The organism is Microbacterium sp. AG790, assembly GCF_003634765.1.
In the GTDB taxonomy this organism is placed as follows: Bacteria; Actinomycetota; Actinomycetes; order Actinomycetales; family Microbacteriaceae; genus Microbacterium.
The window spans coordinates 1014426-1037373 of the sequence record NZ_RBWZ01000006.1 but is presented as its reverse complement, the minus strand read 5'-3'; the positions used below and the strand labels follow the sequence as shown (position 1 = coordinate 1037373).

The window sequence follows — 22948 nt, the reverse complement described above, 5'->3', positions numbered from 1 at the left end:
TCGGCCGGCTGACGCGCATCGGCGGGAGTACCCCCGGACGGACTCGAACCGACACTGAAGCGATTTTAAGTCGCCTGCCTCTGCCATTGGGCTACGGGGGCCCGCTACCAGGGTAGCGACGCCGCACGCACGAAACCCCCACACCGCCGGGGCGGGTGGGGGGTTCATGACGTGCGAACCGCGGTTCAGCTGGCGGCGGTGGCCTTCTCCTCGACCTTGGGCTCGGCCGCACCGGTCTTCTCGGCGGCGACGGACTTCGGGTCGATCGCCGGTGCTGCCGGTGCTGCCGCCGGAGCCGCGGGGCGCGGACGGGAGGCGAACTCCTCGAACACGTAGCGCGGGTTCTGGACGGTCTGCAGCGACACGTTGTCGCGGCGGAGCCAGAAGTTGTGCCACCAGTCGCCGATCACGCGCCACTTGCGCTCCCACGAGGGCATGGCCAGACCGTGGTAGCCGCGGTGCGCGCACCACGCGATGAAGCCCTTGAGCGCGATGTTGCGCGACTGGAAGACGCCGTTGTACAGGCCGAGGCCCGCGACGGCGCCGAGGTTGTGGTGGATGTACTCGCGAGGCAGCTCGTCGCGCAGGACGGCGACGAGGTTCTTCGCGAGCAGCTTCGCCTGACGGACGGCGTGCTGCGCGTTGGGCACGCAATAGCCGCCGACGCCCTTGCCGGTGAGGTCGGGGACGGCCGACACGTCGCCGGCAGCCCATGCACCCTCGACGACCTCGTCCGCCGTTCCGACACGCAGGTCGGCACGGGTGCGGATGCGGCCGCGCTCCTCCACGGGCAGGTCGCTGCCCCGCACGACGGTGGGGTTGGCCATGACGCCGGCGGTCCAGATGATCAGATCGGTCGGGAGGACCTCACCGGTCGAGAGCTCGACGTTGCCGTCGACCGCGCCGGTGACCTGGGTGTCGAGGTGCACGTTCGCACCCCGCTTCGCGAGGTCCTTGAGCACCCACTCGCTCGTCTTCAGCGACACCTCGGGCATGATGCGCCCCATCGCCTCGACGAGGTGGAAGTGCGTGTCCTCGAAGCGCAGCTGCGGGTAGTCCTTGAGCAGCGAGGAAGCCAGAGCGCGCGTCTCGGCGAACACCTCGATGCCCGCGAATCCGCCACCGACGACCACGACGGTCAGAAGGCGGTCGCGCTCGGGACCGGCGGGCAGGTTGGCCGCACGGTCGAAGTTGGTGAGGATGCGGTCGCGGACGGCGACGGCCTCCTCGATCGTCTTCAGGCCGATCGCGTTCTCGGCGATGCCGGGGATCGGGAAGGTGCGCGAGACGGCGCCGGCGGTGACCACGATCTGGTCGTAGTTCTCCTGCCACGGCTCGCCTTCGGCCGGAGTGATCGTCGCGGTGCGCGTCGCGTGGTCGATTCCGGTCACCTTGGCGGTGACCACACGCGTCTTCTTCAGGTGGCGGCGCAGGCCCACGATGACGTGACGAGCTTCGATCTCACCGGCCGCCACCTCGGGCAGGAAGGGCTGATACGTCATGTAGGGCAGCGGGTCGACGATCGTGACCTCGGCCTCACCCTTGCGCAGGTGCTTCTCGAGCTTCCATGCGGTGTAGAAGCCGGCGTAACCGCCGCCGACGATGAGGATCTTGGGCACGGCACGCGCGGCCGTGCTGGTCTCTGTGTGAGTCACAGGTGGAAGCACTCCTTGAATCAACGGCTCGGAGTACGAGGTGCGCGCTCCGATCTGATGCGCCGGGCAACAGCAGTGACACCGAGCGCGACCAGTATAGCCGTCAGGGTCACCCCCACGAGCGGCACGGTTCCGTAGAGGAGGGTCTCGACGCTGGGCAGCAGCGGAGAACGCCGGTCGAGGGTCTCGGCGGCCGGCAGCTGGTCGATGGTGACCGGAGAGGACGTCGGCGCGGGCTGCGGACCGGCGTCGGCGCGGCGATACAGCCGGATCCAGTCGGAGAGGCTTCCCATCGGGTTGCTGTCGACGCTCCCGACGGACGCGCTTACCGCGGCGTTGGCATCGATGAGACCGTAGCCGTACTTCTCGTCGGGCAGCTTCGTGGCCGCTGCGGCCGGCCGCGCCGTCTTGATGATGCGGTTGATGACGTTGTCGGCATCCAGTTCTGGATGGGCCGAACGCACGAGCGCGGCGATGCCGGCCACGATCGGCGCGGCCCCGCTCGTGCCGTCCCAGACCACGAGCTGCCCATCGGCAGAGACGCCGAGGAGCTGCTCACTCGGTGCGGAGATACCGATCGTGATGCCCTGCGTGGAGGCCTGCTCGCTGGCGGTGCCCGCACGGTTGACGCCGCCGACCGTCAGTACCCCGGGGATGGTTGCGGGTGCACCCACCTCCTCGGTGCCGCTGCCCTTGTTTCCGGCTGCCACCACGACCACGACGTCGTGGTCGAACGCGTATTGGAAGGCATCGTCCCAGGACGGATCCCAGGTGAGGGTGTTCGTCGTGAACGACAGGTTGATGATGTCGGCGCCGTGATCGACCGCCCACTTCATCGCATCGGCGACCTGCTGCACGAAGGGCACCGAGGATGCCGCGCCGAACCCGATCGACAGCGAGAGGAGACTCGCCTCCGGGGCGACGCCGATCATGCCGGTGTCGGCGCCCGTTCCGCGCGCAGCGGCCAGCGAGGCGACCCAGCTGCCGTGGTTGGCGTCGACGGCTCCCACCGGGGTGCGCCCGTCGGACGACCCGGCTCCGGAGAAGTCCGCTCCCCCGACGACGGCGCCGGAGAACTCGACCGGAGAACGGCCGATGCCGGTGTCGATGACAGCGATCGTCACCCCCTTGCCACGGGTCGTCTGCCAGGCCTGACGAACGCCGTACGCGTCGAGCCAGTACTCCGCCGCGCGGGCGGGATCGCCCGTGCCCGGCGGAGGTACCGTCGTCAGAGGCGCCGCTGCCGCGGTGAGAGCCGCCGGGGCGGGATCGCCCGCGCCCGCAGCGACGACAGGAGGAGTACTCGCCGCGCCCGCCGCCAGCTGCCCGCCCAGCGCGATCAGCACGGCCGCGACGACGGCGACGACACGCCGCCGCCGAGCGCTCACACCGCGCTCCGCGGGTGCGCGCACGTGCAGCGCTCGGGCGACCACTCGGCGCGCGCGAGCGCGAGGTCGCCGATCGGGTTCACGCCGGCCCCGGCGGCCAACGCGTGCCCCGCCAGGGCATGCAGACACTTCACCCGCGTCGGCATCCCGCCCGCGGAGATGCCGTCGATCTCCGGCACGTCGCCGTAGACCGCTCGATCGGACAGGTACGCCTCGTGCGCCGCCAGATACGCGGCGGCGACGTCCTCATCGTCGGCAAGCAGGGCGGCGAGCTCGGGCATCACCTGGTTCGCCTCCAATGCCGACATCGCGGCCGTCGCCCCGGGATGGGTGAGGTAGTAGAACGTGGGAAACGGTGTGCCGTCGGGAAGCCGCGGTTCTGTGGCGACAACCGTCGGGTTGCCGCAGACGCACCGCGCGGCGATGCCGACGACGCCACGCATCGGACGCCCCAACTGGGACCGCATGGCCTCGAGGTCGGCGGCGGAAGCGGGGCTGAGAGGGGGATGCGGCACCCGTCAAGGGTACCGGGGCGCGCTGACCGACCGCTGGATCAGCCGGCGGGCGCGGCCGGGGGCACCGCCGCCGTCTGAGCCAGACCCGCCCCGGCGACCGAGCGCACCAGCTGCGCCATCCAGTCGGTGCGGGTCTCCTGCACCTGAGCGCTCACGGCGGCCTGCGTCGGGGGCATCGCGGTGGCGGGCAGATCGTTGTCGACGAGATAGACGACTTCACCCGGTCGCACGTAATACAGTCGCTCCCGCGCCTGGGAGGTCACGTACGCGGGGTCGTTCCAACGGTCCTTCTGCTGCTGCAGGCTCGCCACATCCGCTTCGCTCAGCTGAACCGAGTGCGCCAGCGCCGCGATCTGCTGACGCTGGCCGAGATACGTGCCGACCGTGGGCACCAGCGTGAAGACGGCCAGCACGACCAGGCCCAACATGATCGCGGTGAAGGCCGAGAAGCGGATGCCGCCGGCCCAGGCGCGCACGTCCACACGGCCCGACCCCCGGCGTCCGCCCGACGTGCGGGACGCGGAAGAGGGAGCCGGCGCAGTGCGCACGGCTCCCTCTCTCGTCATGGGACCAGCCTACGTGGCACGCGGACGTGCGACGGAAGGCGCCCCGAATCGCTCAGCGAATCTCCAGCACCCTCAGGCCTTGAAGCGCGGGAACGCGCCGCGACCGGCGAAGACCGCGGCGTCGCCGAGTTCCTCCTCGATGCGCAGCAGCTGGTTGTACTTCGCGACGCGCTCGCTGCGGGCGGGCGCACCGGTCTTGATCTGACCCGCGTTGACCGCGACGGCCAGGTCGGCGATGGTCGTGTCCTCGGTCTCACCGGAGCGGTGCGACAGCATCGAGCGGTAGCCGTTCTGGGTGGCCAGCGAGATCGCGTCGAGCGTCTCGGACAGCGTGCCGATCTGGTTGACCTTCACGAGCAGAGCGTTCGCGACACCGAGGTCGATGCCCTTCTGCAGGCGCACCGGGTTGGTCACGAACAGGTCGTCACCGACGAGCTGGACCTTCGAGCCGATGGCATCGGTGAGGTGCTTCCAGGCCTCCCAGTCGTCCTCGGCGAGGGCGTCCTCGATCGTGACGACCGGGTAGTTGGCGACGAGGTCGGCGAAGTAGTCGGTCAGCTTCTCGGCCGACCAGGCCTTGCCCTCGACCGTGTACACGCCGTCCTTGTAGAACTCGGTCGCCGCGACGTCGAGACCCACCGCGACGTCCTTGCCGGGGGTGAAGCCGGCCTTCTCGATCGCCTTGATGAGGAAGTCGAGGCCCTCGCGGTTGCTGGGCAGGTCGGGCGCGAAGCCGCCCTCGTCGCCGAGGCCGGTGTTGTAGCCCGCCGCCTTCAGCTCGCCCTTGAGGACGTGGTAGACCTCGGTGCCCCAGCGGAGGGACTCGCCGTAGGTCTCCGCACCGATGGGCGCGAGGAAGTACTCCTGGAAGTCGATGCCGTTGTCCGCGTGCTCGCCGCCGTTGATGACGTTGAACAGCGGCACGGGCAGGACGTGCGCGTTGGGTCCGCCGAGGTAGCGGAACAGCGGGAGGTCGGCGCTGTCGGCGGCGGCCTTCGCGACGGCCAGGGACACGCCCAGGATGGCGTTGGCGCCGCAGCGCGACTTGTTCTCCGTGCCGTCGGTGGCGATGAGGATCTCGTCGATGACGCGCTGCTCGCTCGCCTCGACGCCCTCGATGGCCGGGCCGAGCTCATCGATGACGGCGGTGACCGCCTTCAGGACGCCCTTCCCGCCGTACCGGCTCTTGTCGCCGTCCCGCAGCTCGTACGCCTCGAAGGCGCCGGTGGACGCGCCGGAGGGGACGGCCGCGCGCTGGACGATGCCATCGTCGAGCAGCACCTCCACTTCGACGGTCGGGTTGCCACGCGAATCCAGGATCTCGCGTGCGCCTACAGCCTCGATCAGTGCCACAGGGGACTCCTTGCTTGTGGAGGATGAATCTCGGAGCGTCATCGGTGTACTCCAGCTCCGTCATCGAGTCTAGTGACCTGGATGACGGGCCCACAGGCCGACCACCGGATCAAACGACCAGCGCGAGCGCGATGCCGTCCCACCCCTTGGCGTCGAGCGTCTGCAGCGCCGTCGCGGTGAAGCGCGGATCGTCGCGCAGCATCTCCAACCCCGCGCGCACGCCGCGCACCTGCGGGCTCGGGTCCTCGGCATCCGCGACCCGACCGTCCCGGACGACGTTGTCGACGACGACGATAGTGCCGGGCCGCCCCAGACGAGCCGCCCAGTCCAGGTAGACGGTGTTCGACTCCTTGTCGGCATCGATGAAGACGAGGTCGAAGGGGCCCTCTTGGGCGAGGGTCGGCAGCACGTCCGCCCCTCGCCCGACGCGGATGTCGACGCGCTCGCCCACGCCGGCGCGGTCGATGCTCGCGCGAGCGACCTCGGCGTGGCGGGGCTCGGCCTCGATCGTCACGACCCGACCGTCGTCCGGGATGCCGCGAGCCAGCCAGATCGTCGAGTATCCCCCGAGCGTGCCGATCTCGAGCACGCGCCGCGCACCGCTGAGGCGTGCGAGCAGCCACAGCAGCTTGCCGCCCGTGGGCGCCACCTCGATCGCGGGCATGTCCGCGGCGCGCTGGGCGGCTACCGCCGCCTCGAGCGCGTCGTCGCGGCCGACGAGCGTGTCGACGAGGTAACGGTCGACCTCATGGGCGGCGGCGAGAGAGAGCGCGGGCATGACGACAGCCAACCGGGTTGGACTCGCCGGGTCAACGACCTCGTGCGCGCTCGGTCTCGGCCGTGAGCAGCGCCGCCCCCGTCTCGGCGTCGTCGACGGTCACCGTGAACACGGTGCCGTTCGTCCGCCGCACGCGGATGGCGGGGCCTGTCCGCATCACGACCCCGAATCCGCCGCCGGGCGCCCACCGCAGTCCCCACCCGCCGAACTCCCCCATCGGAGACACCACGACGACCTCGACATCCGCGATCTGCGCGACCGGGATGCGCACGCGCGGGAAGCCCATGACGGAGGTGACGGAGAGCCCCGTCGCGTCGACGCGCACGTGGAACATGCTGCTGGCCGCGATCGTCGCGGCCAGCAGCACGATGAGGACGACGAGGAGTGTCGAGGCCGTGCCGCTGCCGCTGGCGGTCATGGTGATGGCCGCCACGACCACCAGGAGCAGGAGTGCGGCGACGAGCACGATGAAGCCGCTCCAGGTGAGGCGCACGCGGCGCAGCCACACCGCCCTCTCCCCCGCCGCCAGCGGCGGATCGATCGCCGCGGTCGCCCTGTCCGGCTCCGACCGTTCGTCGGGCTGGACGAGCCACGCCGCGATGCCCACGATGACGGCGAGGACTCCGGCCACGAGCAGCCACGGGAAGATGGACGGGCCGTCGGCGGCCTCGGTCAGACCGCGCTGGATCAGCACGGATGCCGTCGTGAGCGCGCTCAGGAAGACCGACAGCGCGGGCGCCAGCGCCCCCATCAGACGGTAGGTCGGGCCGCGATCGCCACGGCGCAGGCCTGCGAGCCCGGACCCTCCGATGATCAGCGGCATCCCCAGACCGACCACAACGGTCAGCAGCAGCGTCACCCACGCCGGGCCGAACCCGTCGGGCATCCCCGTCGCGCCCCAGTGGATGGCAATCGGATCCGGGAGCGCGGCGGCCGCAGTGAGCTGCAGCAGCACGCCGACGACGGTAGCGACGACGGGTGTCGCCACCGCGACGAGGATGAAGCGCGAGACGGCGCGCGATCGTGGCGTGGTCATGGTGACTCCTCGGGGTCGGACGTGTGGTGGATCAGGGCGGCGAGTGCCTGCCGGGACAGCCCGCGCTCGCGGGCGCGGGCGACGATGTCGGCGATGTCGGGCTGCAGCTCAGCCAAACGGTCCGCCGCCGCCGTCACGACGGCGCCGCGACCACGGTGCATCGAGACGAGCCCCTCGTCCCGCAGCTGCTGATAGGCGTGGAGCACCGTGTGCAGGTTGATGCCGAGGGCCGACGCCACCTCGCGGGCCGAGGGCAGGCGATCACCGGGGCGGAGGCGACGTGCGACGGCATCCGCCCGGACGGATGCCGCGATCTGTGCGAACAGCGGCACGTCGCTCGTCGCGTCGATGCGGATCAGCATGTCGGCCTCCCGACAACAATTCTATGACAAATAGAACAGTTTGCGTACGGAAGAATCTCGTCGGCCCCCGACTACCCCCGAGTGCGCACGCCCTGGGCGAGCGCTGCGACGATCTCCGGGAGCAGCGCATCCGCCGTGCGCCGGTAGCCGAGTGCGCTGGGGTGGAAGCGATCGACGCTGAACATGTCGTCGGGGTTCTCGATGAACATCGCACCGACAGCCCGGCGAAGTGAGACGACGCGGGCTCCGGCCCGACGGGCCGCAGCGGCCTGAGCGTGGGCGAGCTGTCGCGAGGCCTGAGCCCCCAGCGCCCGCAGGGGCTGGGGCACGGGTCGCAACGCGCCCAGGTCGGGACAGGTGCCGACGACGACGGACGCACCCGCGTCGCCCAGGCGCCGCACGGCCGCCTCGAGGTCACCCGCCGCCTGCGAGACCGGCGTGCGATGCGTCACGTCGTTGCCTCCGACGATGATGACCGCGGCATCCGCCCGATAGTCCGGGGGAAGGCGATCGAGCTGGTCCGCGAGATCCTTCGACTCGGCACCCACCACCGCGACGGTGCGAAGGCGCACCGGCCGATGCAGGAAGTCGGCGAGGCCCTTGGACAGTCGCGCCCCCAGGACGTCTTTGGGCCGCTGTGCGCCGAGGCCGGCCGCGATCGAGTCGCCCAGAACCAGCAGCTCGAGCGGCGCGCCGGCGAGCTTCGGCCGCCACACGCGGTCAGCCTCCAACGCGCTCTCACCGAGCGGCTTGCCGATGCGCAGCCGCGCAAGGGCGGCCTGACGCGTCAGCACGCTCCGCGCGGCGAACGCACCGGCGACGACCGCGCCGGCGAGCGCCGCGCTCGTCGCCACGCGCGGGCGGAGAGCACGCCGACGATGCGAACGCGATGCCACGGACAGATCACACTCCCCCCGGGTGAACGACACGCTCCCGTCGGGTGGACGGAAGGTGACGGGCCGTGCCCTGGCACGGACGCCGGGCTCAGCGATGCCCGCGCCCGGCCGCTGCCGTGAGGACGAGCGCGACCGCGAGAACGCCGCAGGCGAGGACGGCGTCCAGCACGAAGCCCGCCACCACCTCCTCGCGCCCGCTCCACCCGGTCGCCGTCGTGACGGCCCCGATCGCGATGACGCCGAGCGAGAGCGCGAGCTGCTGGACGGTGCTGAACATGCCCCCCGACAGACCCGCCGTCTCGACGGGAACCTCCCGAACCACCGCCTGGGTCAGCGGCGAGAACACGAGCGCCTGCCCCGCGCCGAGCAACACGAGCGCAGGCTGGGCCCACCAGATCAGCGACGGCCCCCACGCGATGAACGAGACGAGGAGGAACCCGACGAGGGCGATCAGTTGCAGCGCCACACCCCAGACGAGAGTGCGCACGCCGAGCCGGCGTTGGATCGGCACGAGCGAGAGAGATACGACCGCGAACACGACCGCGAACGGCAGCAGGAGCAGCCCCGCCGTCAGCGAGTCGTACCCGAGGCCGGCCTCGACCGCGCGCGGGATGACGTAGAGCACCGCACCGTAGCCGGTGAAGAAGAGAGCGGCCGCGACCAGTCCGAGCTGCAGGGCGCGCAGTCGCAGGATGCTCGGCGGCAGCAGGGGAACACGACCGGAGCGCTCGATGCGATCCTGGTGGACCCAGAGCGCGACGAGCGCCGCCGCCCCGGCAGCGAGGGCGACGAGCGTCGGCCACGCCCATCCCGCCGACGGCCCGAAGGTGAGCGCGGAGGCGATCAGCAGAACGCCGACACCGAGCTCCACCGTTCCGGCGACATCGATCGTCACCGCTTCGTGAGCGCGCGATCGCGGCGCGAGCGGGGCGAGGGCGATCGCCGCGAGGGCGGCGAGCGCGACGAGGACGTAGATCACCCGCCAGCCGGCGATACCCGCCACCGTCGTACCCGCCAATGCACCGCCGAGCACCTGGCCGGCGGCGGCGCCGATGCCTCCGCTGGCGCCGAAGGCCGCGATGGCCCGCACGCGCGCTCCCCCGGTGGAGGTGGCTTGGATCGTCGCGAGGACCTGCGGGGTGCACAGGGAAGCTCCGACACCCTGCAGGACGCGTGCGGCGATGAGGACCTCGATCGTCGGGCTGGCCGCGCAGGCCACGGCTGACAGCAGGAACAGCCCCATTCCGAGGGCGAAGAGCAGGTGGCGTCCGAAGCGGTCGCCGAGGCGCCCGCCGAGGATGAGGAGCACCGCGAAGGGAATGCCGTACCCCGCAACGACGAGCTCGAGCTGAACCTCGGACGCGGCGAACGCCTGGTGGAGCTGGGGCATCGTCACGGTGACCGCGTTGAAGGCGAAGGAACCCGCACCCGGACCGATGAGAAACCCGACGTAGCGCCACGTGGGCACCGCCGTCGGAAGAGTGTGCACGTGCCCTGCCGGCACGGTGGGAAGGGAGGCCGTCGTGGTCATAGCGCTCATCCTGCGGGCGGAGCCATCCTGGTACCAGGAGTGCCTTCATCCTGGTATCGACGCCACCCTGCTCCGCGCGCTCCCCGGCTGCGACGCGCAGTACGCTGGCGGACATGCGCACGGATCGCCGGGACGAGTTCGCCGCGTTCCTGCGCACCCGCCGAGAACGGCTGAGCCCGGCCGACGTCAGCCTTCCCGCGGGCACCCGGCGGCGCGTCGCCGGTCTTCGCCGCGAGGAGGTCGCCACACTCGCCGGGGTGGGGCTCACCTGGTACACCTGGCTCGAGCAGGGCCGACCGATCGCCGCATCGGACCAGGTGCTCGGCGCGATCGCCCGGGCGCTGCGCATGACGGAGGACGAGCGGGACCATCTGTTCGCCTTGGCCGGCGCGACTCCTCCCGAACGGGACGAGCACGCCTGCGTGAGCGCGGCGCACCTCGATCTGCTGTCCAAGCTCATGCCGTATCCCGCCGGCGTGCAGACAGCTCGCTTCGACATCCGTGCGTAAAACCGGTCGTACCGGTTTCTCTTCGCCGACCTGGACACGATCGCTCCCGAAGGCCGCAACTGCGCGGTCCGCATCTTCACCGATCCGGCATGGCAACACGCGCACACCGACCTCGACAACGCCCAGCAGCGGATCGTGGCGCGCCTGCGCGCCGCCTACGGGCGCCACCACGACGAGCCGGGCTGGCAGCGCTTCATCGCCCAGCTCGAGGAGCAGTCCCCACCTTTCGCCGAGCTGTGGCGCCGCGGCGACGTGGGCACCGAACACAACGCGGTGAAGCGCCTCGAGCATCCGCGCTGGGGAACACTCCAGCTGGCGATGACGAGCCTCTGGACGGGCGAGGCCGGCGGACAGCGGGTGGTCTGGTTCCGCCCGCAGGATGCGGCGACGGCGCGCCGACTCGACGTGCTCGCCCGCTACGCCGCCGAGGAGCCGGTGCTGTCCGGATCGACCCCCGCGCCGTCTCAGCCGAGCGGCTTGATCTCCAGCGCCTCCGGCGCTTGACCGGCCGCCACTGTGGCGAAGGATGTGTACCCGTCGGATGCCGCGCGCTCCAGCAGCGCCTTCAGGTTCTTCGTGCGCTGCTCCACACGCACCCGCGCCCCCTCGGCGACCAGTGCGGCCTTGAGCGCGAGGAGCTCACCCACCGGCACGTCGCGCTCGTGCACGAGGACGATGGCCGACATGCCCGCGTCGTCGGCATCCTCCAGGAGGTCGACGATGCGCTCGAAGCCGAGGGAGAACCCCACCGCCGGCACCTGCTGGCCCAGGAAGCGTCCGATCATCCCGTCGTAGCGACCGCCCCCGCCGAGCGAGTACGTGACGCTCGGGTGGGCGAGCTCGAAGATGGTGCCGGTGTAGTACCCCATCCCGCGCACGAGGAACGGATCGAAAACGAGCGGCGCGCCCTGCGCGTCGTCCGCAGAGACCCCGCGGGCCGCCGAGACCGCCGCGCCGATCGCCACGAGGTCGGCCACGATGTCGGCGGGCGCCCCCTCGGGCAGCGCCTTCAGGATCTGCCCCTGCCCGTACGGACGGTACTCACGCGTCTGTGGTCGACGCAGGAACGCGTCGAAGGCGTCGACGGCGTTCGGCGTGGCCCCCCGCTCACGAAGCTCGGCGGCGACGCCCTCGGCACCGATCTTGTCGAGCTTGTCGATGGTGATGAGTACGCCGGCACGCTCCTCCGCAGCGAAACCGAAGCTGCCGAGCATCCAGTCGAGCACGCGGCGGTCGTTGATGCGGATGCTGCCGCCGACCAGACCGAGCGCATCGAGCGCGTCGAGGCTCGCAACCAGAAGCTCCGCCTCGGCGCGGCCCGTCGCGTCACCGATGATGTCGATGTCGCACTGCACGAACTGGCGGTAGCGCCCCTTCTGCGGCCGTTCGGCGCGCCACACCGGCGCCATCTGAATGGAGCGGAAGACCGTCGGCAGCTCGGCGCGGTGCGTCGCGTAGAAGCGCGCCAGAGGCACGGTGAGGTCGTAACGCAGGCCCAGGTCGCTGAGCGCGGCCGCGTCATCGGCTGCGGCGCGGATCGCATCGGCATCCAGTCCCCGCTTGAGGACGTTGAAAGCGAGCTTCTCATTGTCGCCGCCGATGCCCGCGTGGAGCCGGTCGTAGTCCTCCATCACCGGGGTCTCGATCTCATCGAACCCGTGCGCGCGGTAGCGCTCACGGATGACGGCGAGCACGCGCTCGCGACGGGTCTTGTCGGCGGGGAGGAAGTCGCGCATTCCGCGCGGCGGGTTCACGGATGCCACGCGATCATTCTTCCAGGTCGTCGGATGCCGACGAGGCCTCGACGGCCCTCACTTCGTCCTCCAGGCCTCGGATCCTGACCCGAAGCGCCCGCTCGGCATCCCACCCACGCTCCTGCGCGAGCGACACGAGCCCGAGCAGCGCCTCCCCCAGCTCCTCCTCGCTCTGGGCGCCCACGGGCGTCCGGTCCTGCCCACCGGGCGTGCGAGACGACGACAACGGGAGCGCGGCGGCGCGGCCCAGCAGCTTCTGCGCCAGCGCGAGGGAGGGCATGTGGGCCGAGACCCCGTCGAGCACGGATCGCCGGTCGCGCTTTTCGGCGGTCTTCGCGGCATTCCAGTGGACGAGCACCTCTTCGGGGGTGGTGGCGACGGCATCCCCGAACACGTGCGGATGCCGCCGGATCATCTTGTCGGCAAGCGCGTCGGCGACGTCGTCGATGTCGAACGGATCCTCCGTCGCGTCCGCGGCCACCGCGGCGTGGAACAGCACTTGCCAGAGCAGATCGCCGAGCTCTTCGCGAAGGTCCGCGCGCGTTCCCGCCTCGACCGCGTCGATCAGTTCGGCCGACTCTTCCACGAGGTACGGCACGAGATCCTCATGCGTGATGCGCGCCGACCAGACACATCGCTCCCGTACCGCCGCCATGACGTCGGCGGCGCGTCGGAGGGCGTCGGCGCGGGCGATCGGCGCCGGATCGATCGGACTCAGACGGTCGCCGTGCTCCGGCGTCGATGATGCCATGCCCGCCACGATACGAGGATCCCGGCGATCACGAGCGAGATCGCCGATCCGGCGAGCACGCCGAGAGTGGCCTGATCGCGGATGTCGGGCGCCCCGGAGAACGCCAGCTCGCTGAGCAGCAGCGACACGGTGAAGCCGATACCGCCGAGGGCGCCCGCCGCGAGAAGGTCGCCGCCGGCGAGCCGGTCGGTCTTCGGAACCCGCAGCAGGTGCTGCGCCAGGGCGCCCGCCACGGCGATGCCGATGATCTTGCCGACGGGCAGGGCGACCAGAACGCCCCAGAAGGCCGGCGAGAGCTCTCCGGCAGACACCGCGGGGATCGTGACGAGGGCTGCGCACAGCGCGAACAGCGGCAGCACGATCGCGTTGACCCACGGTTCGATGGCGTGACGAGCCCGCAAGGCGGGCTGCTGGGCCATCGTCAGCCCGAGGACGACCCCGGCGATGGTCGCATGCACGCCCGACTCGTGCACCGCGTACCAGGTGCCGATCGCGCTCACGATGAGGCCGACGATGGCGACCGGCCGGGCACGGGTGTCGAGGAGCCGACTGCAGGTGGCGAACACGACGACGAACACCAGCGCGAGCAGCATCATGGCGAAGTCGACATCCGCCGTGAACAGCACCGCGATGAAGACGATGCCCACGATGTCGTCGAGGATGGCCAGCGCGAGCAGGAAGATGCGGACACCGGAGGGCAGCCCGCGGCCGAAGACGGCGAGCACGCCCAGCGCGAAGGCGATGTCGGTGGCTGTGGGAATCGGCCATCCGGCACCGGTCGCGTGCCCGCCGGCGATGAGCAGATACAGCGCCACGGGTACGAGCACGCCGCCGGCTGCCGCGATCGCAGGCAGGACCGCGCGTCGCGGGGACGCCAGCTGACCGCTCGTCAGCTCGAACTGCAGTTCGACCGCGGCGACGAAGAAGAAGACGGCGAGCAGGCCGTCGGAGATCCAGTGGCGCACGGACAGATCGATGACACCCGGAATGCCGATGTGCGCGTCGTCGGCGACGGCGAAGGCGATCGGCGCAGCCGCGCTATTGGCCAGCACCAGGCCGATCGAGGCGGCGACGAGAAGCAGAACGGCGGGAAAGCGGGCAGATCGCAACAAGGACACGGTCACTCCGGAGGGTCGACGAACGGGACTTGCCGACCAGGCTTCCCGGCACACCGTCCGACGACGCGCAGAGCAAACGGAGCCGTCGCGTCGCAGTCGGGGTGTCATAAAACGTCGTCACCCCGCCCTGTCAGCCTACCCCGTGACAAATGTGAAACACCGTGCCATTACCGTGGTCTCATGCGCGAACTCACCCGAACCGAAGCGATCGACCTCGTCGGCCGCGATGAGGCCGAGAACGAACTGCCGGAGCGCCTGCGTGCCGACGTGCGGATGCTCGGCGCTCTGCTCGGTCGTGTCCTGCGCGAAAGCGGCTCCCCAGGGCTCTACGACGACGTCGAGCGACTGCGCCTGGCCACCATCGCCGCGTACAGCGATGAGTCAGCGGAGGCCTTCGAGCGGGCGGCGCAGATCGCCGAGTCCTTCTCCGTGGAGCGCGCCGACGAGGTCGCCCGTGCGTTCACGGTCTACTTCCATCTCGTCAACCTCGCCGAAGAACACCAGCGTGTGCGTGTCCTGCGCGAGCGCGACGGGCGCCCTGAGCGAGAGGACGCGGCCGACTCGGTGGCCGCGGCCTTCGTGCGCCTGGCGGCGGAGGTCGGCGACGACACCGCCCTCGCCCGTCTGCAGGCGATGCGCTTTCACCCCGTGTTCACGGCTCATCCCACCGAGGCGCGCCGTCGCGCGGTGTCCACCAGCATCCGACGTCTGGTGACTCTGCTCACCGAGCGCGATGCCTCGCTCGACGGCGGCGCGGACGAGCGGCGTGCGGAGCGGCGCATGCTGGAGGAGATCGACACGCTCTGGCGCACGGCGCCGCTGCGGGCGGAGAAGCCGACGCCGGTCGACGAGGTGCGTGCCATCATGGCGGTCTTCGACGAGACTCTCTACACGGCCGTCCCTCACGTCTACCGGCGCGTCGACGATGCGCTGCAGGGACCCGCTGCCGGCGGCCGGGCACCCGTCATCCGTCCCTTCGTCCGCCTCGGCACGTGGGTGGGCGGCGACCGCGACGGCAACCCGTTCGTGACCGCGGCCGTCACGAAGAAGGCCGCGTCGATCGGTGCGGAGCATATCCTGCTGGGCCTGGAGCGCTCCGCCGTGCGGATCGCCAAGACGCTCACGCTGTCCGAGGACACGACCCCGCCCACCGCGGAGCTGCTCGGCCTGCTGCAGCGTCTGGCGGACGCCGACGAGGACGGTGCCGCGGATGCCGCCAAGCGCGCCAAGGTCGAGCCGCACAAGCGCACGATGCTGCTGATCGCCCGCCGGATCACCGCCACGCGCAAGCGCGACGCCGATCTCGCGTATCGCGACCCCGACGCGCTGCTGGCCGATCTGCGCACCGTGCAGCAGTCCCTCGTCGATGCGGGTGCCCCGCGCCAGGCGTACGGACACCTCCAGCAGCTGCTGTGGCAGGTGGAGACGTTCGGCTTCCACCTCGCCGAACTCGAGGTGCGTCAGCACTCCGCCGTCCACGCCAAGGTGCTCGCCGAAGCTGCCAGCGGTGAGCCGCTGAGCACGCAGGCGGAGGAGGTCCTCGAGGTCTTCCGCACGATCGCGCAGATCCAGAACCGCTACGGACCGCGCGCCGCCGGCCGCTACATCGTCTCGTTCACGCAGTCCGCCGCCGACCTCGCCGCCGTGCACGAGCTCGCGCGCCTGGCGGTCGGGCCCGGGGGCGCCGTTCCGGTCCTCGACGTGATTCCGCTGTTCGAGACCTTCGCCGATCTGCAGGCCGCGCCCGGCATCATGGCCGAGATCGTCCATCACCCGCAGTTCGCCGCACGGCTGGAAGCCACCGACCGGCGCCTCGAGGTCATGCTCGGCTACTCGGACTCCTCGAAGGACGTCGGCCCCGTCGCCGCCAACCTCGCGCTCTACGAGGCACAGGCGAAGATCGCCGCGTGGGCCAAGGAGTCCGGCATCCACCTCACCCTCTTCCACGGACGCGGCGGCGCGCTCGGTCGCGGCGGCGGACCGGCCAACTCGGCCATCCTGGCGCAGCCTCCGCACTCGGTCGACGGACGATTCAAGCTCACCGAGCAGGGCGAAGTGATCTTCGCGCGCTACGGCGACCCCAACATCGCGATGCGTCACATCGACCAGGTCGCCGCCGCCGTCCTGCTCGCTTCCGCTCCGTCGATCGAAAAGCGCAACAGCGCCGCAGCCGAGCGCTACGCCGAGGTCGCGGCGACGATGGATGCCGCTTCGCGTGCGCGGTTCTTCTCGCTGGTCAAGGCCGAGGGATTCGCGTCGTGGTTCGCGACCGTGACGCCGATGGAGGAGATCGGTCTGCTGGCGCTGGGCTCACGTCCCGCTCGACGCGGCCTGTCGGTCGAGTCCCTCGAAGACCTTCGCGCCATCCCCTGGGTCTTCGCATGGTCGCAGGCCCGCATCAACCTGGCCGGCTGGTTCGGTCTGGGCTCCGCGCTGGAGGCCGTCGGAGATGTCGACCTGCTGCGTCGGGCGTACGCCGAGTGGCCGCTGTTTCGCACCGTCATCGACAACGTCGGCATGAGCCTCGCGAAGGCCGACGGTCGCATCGCGCGCCGCTACCTCGACCTCGGTGACCGCGCGGATCTGGCCGACCTCGTCGTGGAGGAGCTGCAGCTCACCGGCGACTGGGTCGTCCGCATCGTCGGGGGTGACGAGCTCCTGTCGAACAAGCCCGTCCTGCAGCGCGCCGTCAAGATGCGCAGCCCGTACGTCGATGCGCTCTCGCTGCTCCAGCTGCGTGCCCTGCGGACGCTCCGCACGGGCGAGCACGACGAAGCCGACCTGCCGCAGTGGCAACGTCTGCTGCTGCTGAGCGTCTCCGGCGTCTCGGCCGGACTGCAGAACACGGGGTGATCACGTCCCGATGACGACCGCCGCGGGGGCTCAGTCCACGCGGCGGTCGTCGGTGTGGCGCGCGAGCGCCGCGCCGTAGCGCTCGGTGAGCTGGACCATGAGATCGGGCGTCTCCCGATCCAGACCGAAGACGAACCCCGGGAAGTCCAGCTCCTTCTGCAGCGCCCAGATCTCCTCGTGACGATCGGGCGACAGCATCTGAGCGGGATCGCCCACGGCGACCCATCCGATCGGCACCACGGCATCCGGCGGCACGACCGTGCGCAGGTGCACGATCGCACCGACGCGCACCTCGGTGCGATCGCCGATGCGGGCGCCGTTGAAGACGCGGACCCCGGTGGCGAGGAAGACCTCGTCGCCCACCGTCGCACCCGAGATGCTCGCGGTGGGCCCGACGAGGACGTGCGAGCCGATGTGCACGGGATGAGCGGCGCTCGCCCGGATCAGGGCGTTCTCCATCACGATGACGTGCGCTCCGAGCGTGATCGGCCCGCCCTCGGCCGTCAGCACCGCGCCGTGCAGGATCTGGCATCCGGCGCCGATCTCGACGTCCCCCGAGATCACCGCGGTCGGCGCGATCACCGCGTCGGGATGGATACGGGGGCGCACCCCGAGGTGTTCGAACTGCATGATCGTCCTCCCGCCCTCACCCTAGGACGCGCGAGGGGCGACGTCGAGGCCCGGCGCACCGCCGTTAGGGTGTTACAGGCCGCACCGACCGTGTCCGCGGCCGGAGAGTTCCGCTGTGTCAGATTCCGTCGTCGCCCGGTCCGTGCCCGCACCCGCGACCGTCTCGACCCTCACCCTGTCGACGTTCGTCGTCGGCTCGATGGTGGGCGCGGGTGTCTTCTCGCTTCCCGGCACGTTCTCGGCGCAGACCGGCGTCGTCGGCTCCCTCGTCGCGTGGGCCGTGGCGGGCACGGGGATGTTCATGCTGGCGCTCGTCTTCCAGCGCCTCGCCGCCCGGCGCCCCGAGCTGGATGCCGGGGTCTACTCCTACGCGCGCGCCGGTTTCGGGCGCTACCTGGGGTTCCTCTCCGCGTTCGGCTACTGGGCGAGCGCGTGCGCGGGCAATGTCTTCTACTGGGTGTTCATCATGTCGACGGTGGGCGCGGTCGTCCCCGCCGTCGCCGGGGGCGACACGCCCGTCGCCGTCGCGGTCTCGTCGGCCGGCCTCTGGGTGTTCTTCCTCCTCGTGCGCCGCGGCACGCGCGAGGCCGCCGCCGTGAACCGCATCGTGAGCGTCGCCAAGGTGCTGCCGATCGTCGCGTTCGTCTTCCTCTGCCTGTTCGCGTTCGACCCCGCCGTCTTCGCGGCGAACATCTCCGGCCCCGCCGACCTGCCGCTGTACGACCAGGTGCGCGGGACCCTCCTCGTGACGGTGTTCGCCTTCATCGGGGTGGAGGGCGCCAGCGCCTACTCCCGGCATGCCCGCCGTCGGCGCGATGTGGGACGGGCGACGGTGCTGGGATTCGTCAGCGTCCTGGCGATCTTCCTGTCGGTCACGATCGTGTCGTTCGGAATCCTGCCGCGCGAGCGCATCGCGGCGCTGGCGCAGCCCTCCATGGCCGGGGTGCTGGCCGAGGTCGTCGGGCCGTGGGGAGCCGGGTTCGTCGGTGTCTCCCTGATCGTCGCGGTGCTCGGGGCGTACCTCTCCTGGACGCTGATGGCCGCGGAGGTCCTGCTCGTCGCCGCACGCGACGGCGACCTGCCCCCGGTGTTCGCCCGCACCAACGACCGAGACGTCCCCGTCGGCGCGCTCACGATGTCCACCCTGCTCGTGCAGGTGCTCCTGATCGTGGTGCTCTTCTCGACGAACGCGTTCAACGTCGCCCTCAGCCTGACGAGTGCGTTCGCGCTCATCCCCTACGTGCTGACGGCGGGCTACGACCTGCGCGTCGCGCTCGCCGATGCCCGGTCGGCGCCGTCGCTGCGCGTCGCCGGCGCGGTCGTGGTCGCCGTCTGCGCCACGGGGTACACGATCTTCCTCCTGGCGGCCGCGGGCGGCCAGTACCTGCTGCTCGCGACGCTCGTGCTCGTCCCCGGGACCCTGCTGTTCGCCCTCGCCCGACGTCGGAACGGCGAGCGCGTGTTCACCCCGTGGGAGGGGGTCGTCTTCGCCGTCGCGGGCGCGGCGGCGATCGCTGCCGCCGTGCTGCTGGCGCTCGGGACGATCACCGTCTGAGCGCGGGCCACCGGCGCAGGGCCCGAGAGCGCGCTCAGGCTTCGACGGCCTCGGCGACCGGGAGCGGGTAGAGCTGGTCGATGAGCTGAGCGACCCAGGCGATGAGATCGCCGTCGCCGAGCGGCTCCCCCGCCGCCGTCGGCAGCGGAACGATCATCGCCTCGCCGCCCGCCAGCACCTTAGATTTCGGATATAGCCGCTGCAGCCGCACGCGCAGAGAATCGGATGCCGGCGCCGGCACGACCCGCAGGTTCGGCCCCATCGCGACGACGTCGCTGAGGCCCGCGACGGCGGCGCGACGGCGCAGGCGCGCGATGGCGACGAGCCCATCGACTTCGCGTGGCGGCGTGCCGTAGCGGTCGGTGAGCTCCTCGATCACGAGGTCGATCGGGTCGGTCGAGGACCCGGCATCCCCGCCGCGCGTGCGCGCATCGGGCGAGGCCGCTGCGGAGAGCTTCTGGTACGCCTCCAGACGCAACCGCTCACTGTCGATGTAGCTCTCGGGCAGACGCGCGTCGATCGGCAGCTCCAGGCGCAGCTCGGTCGGCCCGTCCACCTCGTCGCCGCGGAACGTCGCGACCGCTTCGCCGATCATGCGCAGGTAGAGGTCGAAGCCGACGCCGGCGATGTGGCCGGCCTGCTCGGCGCCCAGGAGATTGCCGGCACCGCGCAGCTCGAGGTCCTTCAGGGCGACCTGCATGCCGCTGCCGAGGTCGTTGTTGACGGCGATGGTCTCCAGGCGATCGGCCGCGGTCTCCGACAGCGGCTTCATCTCGTCGTAGAGGAAGTACGCGTATGCGCGCTCCCGCCCGCGACCGACGCGCCCGCGCAGCTGGTGGAGCTGGCTGAGGCCGTACTTGTCGGCACGGTCGATGATGATCGTGTTGGCGTTGGAGATGTCCAGGCCGGTCTCGATGATGGTCGTCGACACCAGCACGTCGAAGCGCCGTTCCCAGAAGCCGTCCACGACCTCCTCGAGCGCATGCTCGCCCATCTGACCGTGGGCGACGGCGACCCGCGCTTCGGGCACCAGCTCGGCGAGCTGGGCGGCGACGCGTTGGATCGACTGCACGCGGTTGTGGACGTAGAAGATCTGCCCCTCGCGCAGGAGCTCCCGGCGGATCGCCGCGGCGATCTGCTTGTCGCTGCGCGGGCCGACGTAGGAGAGGATCGGATGCCGGTCCTCGGGCGGCGTCTGCAGCGTCGACATCTCGCGGATGCCGGTGACGGCCATCTCGAGTGTTCGCGGGATCGGGGTCGCGCTCATCGCGAGGATGTCGACATTCGTCTTGAGCTTCTTCAGCGCATCCTTGTGCTCGACGCCGAAGCGCTGCTCCTCGTCGATGATCATGAGCCCGAGATCTTTGAAGGCGACCTTCTCGGTGAGGATGCGGTGGGTCCCGATGACCATGTCGACGCTGCCCTCGAGAAGGCCCGCGACGATCTCGCGCGCTTCCTTGTCGGACTGGAACCGCGAGAGCGGACGCACCTTCACGGGAAAGCCTGCGAACCGCTCGGTGAACGTGTCGAGGTGCTGTTTGACCAGCAGCGTCGTGGGCACGAGCATGGCGACCTGCTTGCCGTCCTGGATAGCCTTGAAGGCGGCACGCACCGCGACCTCGGTCTTGCCGAAGCCGACATCGCCCGAGAGCAGGCGGTCCATCGGGATCGGCCGCTCCATGTCGGCCTTGATCTCCTCGATGGTCTGCAGCTGGTCGGGAGTCTCGGCGAAGGGGAACGCCTCCTCCAGCTCGCGCTGCCACGGCGTGTCCGGACCGAACGCGTAGCCCTTGGCGGCCATGCGCGCGGAGTAGAGCTTCACGAGTTCGACCGCGATGTCGCGGACGGCCTTTCGGGCCTTGCCCTTGGCCGCCGCCCAGTCGCTGCCGCCCATCTTCGACAGCGTGGGCGCTTCGCCGCCGACGTACTTGCTCAGCAGATCGAGCTGGTCGGTGGGGACGAAGAGCTTGTCGCCGGGGTGCCCGCGCTTGGAGGGGGCGTACTCGAGCACGAGGTACTCGCGTGTGGTCTTGACCGCGTTGCGGCCGCCGCTGGAGACCTCGCGCTGCACCAGCTCGACGAAGCGGCCGATGCCGTGGGTGGCGTGCACGACGATGTCGCCCGCCTTCAGCTGCAGCGGGTCGACGACGTTGCGGCGACGGGAGGCGAGCTTCTTCACGACCCGGCTGTCGGCGCCGATCGTGCGGCCGTAGAACTCCGCCTCGGTGAGCACGGCCAGTCGCGCTTCGGGCTGCTCGAAGCCGCTCTCCAACGCTCCGACGACCGTGACGGCGACGCCCGCTTCCGGAGCATCGTGGAGCCCGTCGACGCTGCGCGCGGCGATGCCCCGCTCGGCGAGCACGTCGCGGGCGCGATCGACCAGTCCCACACCCGAGGCCGCGACCACGACACGCCACCCCTCGGCGAGCAGGTGTGCGACGTGCGCGGTCGCGCCGTCGACGTTGCCCTGGAAAGACGGCACCGCCGATCCGGGCACGCGGACGACATCGCTGCGCGGCGCGGAGGCGAGGCCGGCGAGGTCGGCCGCGGCATCCGCCTCACCCGAATCGAAGCCGCTGAGGGTCCACCACACGCCGGAGCGGACCGACGTCGCCGCCTGCAGCTCGGGCAGGGTGAGGAAGTCTCCGGAGCCCAGGTCGATCGGGGTGTCGGCGCCGGCGACGGCGGCGCTCCACGCCGCCTCGAGGAACTCGCGGTTCGTCTCCCCCAGAGTCATGGCGCGGCCGACGGCACGCTCCGGATCGACGAGTGCGACCGCCGCACCGGACGGCAGGTAGTCGATGAGCGGCACCACCGCGTCGGCGAGCACGGGCAGGAGGGATTCCATTCCCTCCACGGGGATCCCCTCACTCATCTTCTCCAGCATGCTTCGCAGACCGGGGAAGCGCTCGCGCAGCGCCGCCGCGCGCTCCCGGACCTCGGGCGTCAACAGCAGCTCGCGGCTGGGCAGGAGTTTGATCTCTGTCATCTCTCCGGGCAGAGAGCGCTGGTCGGCGACGGAGAACGCGCGGATCTGATCGATCTCGTCGCCGAAGAACTCGACCCGATACGGGTGGTCGGCCGCCGGCGGGAAGACGTCGAGGATGCCGCCGCGAACGGCGAACTCGCCGCGGCGGGACACCATGTCGACCCGGTGGTAGGCCAGGTCCACGAGGCGGCGCGTCACGCCATCGAGGTCGTATCCACGTCCGCCCACCGACAGTGCGATGACCCCCGCGTCGGTGAGTCCGGCCGCGAGGGGCTGAAGGGCGCTGCGCACGGAGGCGGTCACGACGAGCGGGCGTCGTCCGTCCCAGCTCGCGACGGCACGCAGCAGAGCCAGGCGGCGTCCGACCGTCTCGGGCGAGGGGCTCAGCCGCTCGTGCGGAAGCGTCTCCCAGGCCGGAAAGTGCAGCACCTCGGCATCCGGGATGACGTCGGACAACGCCGCCCCGAGCGCCTCCGCCCGGCGCCCCGTGGGCGCCACGGCCAACAGCACGCCCGGCAGACCCGCCGCGCGCCGACGATCCAGCAGCGCGGCCAGCAGCGGTGCGTCCAGCCCCGGAATCATCGAGAAATCGGCGTCTGACAGCGCCGACTCGACCGATTCGCGGACCACGTCCGCCTGAAGGAGGGCGCGAACGATCCCGGAAACTGTCACCGAACGAGTCTACGGCGCCCCACCGACACGCGCTTCG

General features: G+C 70.8%; 18 protein-coding genes, 1 tRNA gene and 1 pseudogene. 4 read left to right on the top strand and 16 right to left on the bottom strand.

From position 1 onward, the window contains the following. Nucleotides 1–28 precede the first annotated feature (28 nt). From DEU37_RS05410 to DEU37_RS05360, 11 genes are all read right to left on the bottom strand, one after another. A tRNA-Leu gene (locus DEU37_RS05410) sits at nt 29–101 on the bottom strand. 84 nt (nt 102–185) lie between these two features. Further along, complete coding sequence (locus DEU37_RS05405; RefSeq protein WP_396652191.1) at nt 186–1655, bottom strand: NAD(P)/FAD-dependent oxidoreductase; 1470 nt, start codon at nt 1653–1655, stop codon at nt 186–188. Between the two features lie 20 nt (nt 1656–1675). Next, complete coding sequence (locus DEU37_RS05400; RefSeq protein ID WP_259457145.1) at nt 1676–3043, bottom strand: S8 family serine peptidase; 1368 nt, start codon at nt 3041–3043, stop codon at nt 1676–1678. After that, nucleotides 3040–3510, bottom strand: coding sequence for a DUF501 domain-containing protein (locus DEU37_RS05395; protein WP_121189560.1), 471 nt, complete (start codon nt 3508–3510; stop codon nt 3040–3042). The genes DEU37_RS05400 and DEU37_RS05395 overlap by 4 nt, the downstream gene beginning before the upstream one ends. A gap of 86 nt (nt 3511–3596) precedes the next feature. Beyond that, entirely contained in the window at nt 3597–4124 is a 528-nt protein-coding gene (locus DEU37_RS05390) for a septum formation initiator family protein (RefSeq protein ID WP_121189559.1), read from the bottom strand. Nucleotides 4125–4196: 72 nt separating this feature from the next. Next, nucleotides 4197–5477 carry a phosphopyruvate hydratase gene (eno, locus tag DEU37_RS05385; RefSeq protein ID WP_005052537.1) on the bottom strand — a complete coding sequence of 427 codons (1281 nt, stop codon included), beginning with the start codon at nt 5475–5477 and terminating at the stop codon, nt 4197–4199. Between the two features lie 109 nt (nt 5478–5586). Beyond that, complete coding sequence (locus DEU37_RS05380) at nt 5587–6255, bottom strand: O-methyltransferase (RefSeq protein ID WP_121189655.1); 669 nt, start codon at nt 6253–6255, stop codon at nt 5587–5589. 31 nt (nt 6256–6286) lie between these two features. After that, entirely contained in the window at nt 6287–7291 is a 1005-nt protein-coding gene (locus DEU37_RS05375; RefSeq protein WP_121189558.1) for a DUF1648 domain-containing protein, read from the bottom strand. After that, a complete protein-coding gene (locus DEU37_RS05370) occupies nt 7288–7653 on the bottom strand; it encodes a GntR family transcriptional regulator (protein ID WP_121189557.1) in 366 nt (121 codons plus the stop codon). Before DEU37_RS05370 ends, DEU37_RS05375 begins: the two co-directional genes overlap by 4 nt. Before the next feature lie 71 nt (nt 7654–7724). Then, a complete protein-coding gene (locus DEU37_RS05365; RefSeq protein WP_121189556.1) occupies nt 7725–8507 on the bottom strand; it encodes an SGNH/GDSL hydrolase family protein in 783 nt (260 codons plus the stop codon). Nucleotides 8508–8637: 130 nt separating this feature from the next. Continuing rightward, a complete protein-coding gene (locus tag DEU37_RS05360; protein ID WP_121189555.1) occupies nt 8638–10080 on the bottom strand; it encodes an MFS transporter in 1443 nt (480 codons plus the stop codon). Between the two features lie 113 nt (nt 10081–10193). On the opposite strand from DEU37_RS05360, the gene DEU37_RS15030 reads away from it, so the two are divergent. Beyond that, nucleotides 10194–10589 carry a helix-turn-helix transcriptional regulator gene (locus DEU37_RS15030; RefSeq protein ID WP_259457144.1) on the top strand — a complete coding sequence of 132 codons (396 nt, stop codon included), beginning with the start codon at nt 10194–10196 and terminating at the stop codon, nt 10587–10589. A 12-nt stretch (nt 10590–10601) separates the two neighbouring features. Continuing rightward, nucleotides 10602–11093: pseudogene (locus tag DEU37_RS15025) on the top strand (XRE family transcriptional regulator); the annotation flags it as partial. On the opposite strand, the gene DEU37_RS05350 reads toward DEU37_RS15025, so the two are convergent. From DEU37_RS05350 to DEU37_RS05340, 3 genes are read right to left on the bottom strand one after another with little or no spacing between them, the layout of a single operon-like run. Continuing rightward, nucleotides 11054–12325, bottom strand: coding sequence for a HisS family protein (locus tag DEU37_RS05350; RefSeq protein ID WP_220699823.1), 1272 nt, complete (start codon nt 12323–12325; stop codon nt 11054–11056). The pseudogene DEU37_RS15025 and the gene DEU37_RS05350 sit on opposite strands and share 40 nt — an antisense overlap. 31 nt (nt 12326–12356) lie before the next feature. Continuing rightward, nucleotides 12357–13094: a MazG family protein gene (locus DEU37_RS05345; protein ID WP_121189553.1), complete on the bottom strand. Its 738-nt coding sequence runs from the start codon at nt 13092–13094 to the stop codon at nt 12357–12359. Continuing rightward, the gene (locus DEU37_RS05340) at nt 13058–14212 is read right to left on the bottom strand and encodes a Na+/H+ antiporter NhaA (RefSeq protein WP_121189654.1); all 1155 of its coding nucleotides are present in this window, start codon (nt 14210–14212) and stop codon (nt 13058–13060) included. Before DEU37_RS05340 ends, DEU37_RS05345 begins: the two co-directional genes overlap by 37 nt. 180 nt (nt 14213–14392) lie before the next feature. Between DEU37_RS05340 and DEU37_RS05335 the strand changes: the two genes are divergently transcribed. Further along, complete coding sequence (locus DEU37_RS05335; RefSeq protein WP_121189552.1) at nt 14393–17065, top strand: phosphoenolpyruvate carboxylase; 2673 nt, start codon at nt 14393–14395, stop codon at nt 17063–17065. Nucleotides 17066–17095: 30 nt separating this feature from the next. Here DEU37_RS05335 and DEU37_RS05330 read toward each other — a convergent pair whose 3' ends face one another. Further along, complete coding sequence (locus DEU37_RS05330; protein WP_121189551.1) at nt 17096–17695, bottom strand: gamma carbonic anhydrase family protein; 600 nt, start codon at nt 17693–17695, stop codon at nt 17096–17098. A gap of 115 nt (nt 17696–17810) precedes the next feature. Here DEU37_RS05330 and DEU37_RS05325 point away from each other — a divergent pair, with 115 nt between their 5' ends. Next, entirely contained in the window at nt 17811–19250 is a 1440-nt protein-coding gene (locus DEU37_RS05325) for a basic amino acid/polyamine antiporter (protein ID WP_121189550.1), read from the top strand. Nucleotides 19251–19284: 34 nt separating this feature from the next. Here DEU37_RS05325 and mfd read toward each other — a convergent pair whose 3' ends face one another. Next, nucleotides 19285–22911, bottom strand: a complete 3627-nt coding sequence (gene mfd / locus DEU37_RS05320) for a transcription-repair coupling factor (protein WP_259457143.1) — start codon at nt 22909–22911, stop codon at nt 19285–19287. Nucleotides 22912–22948: the final 37 nt, after the last annotated feature.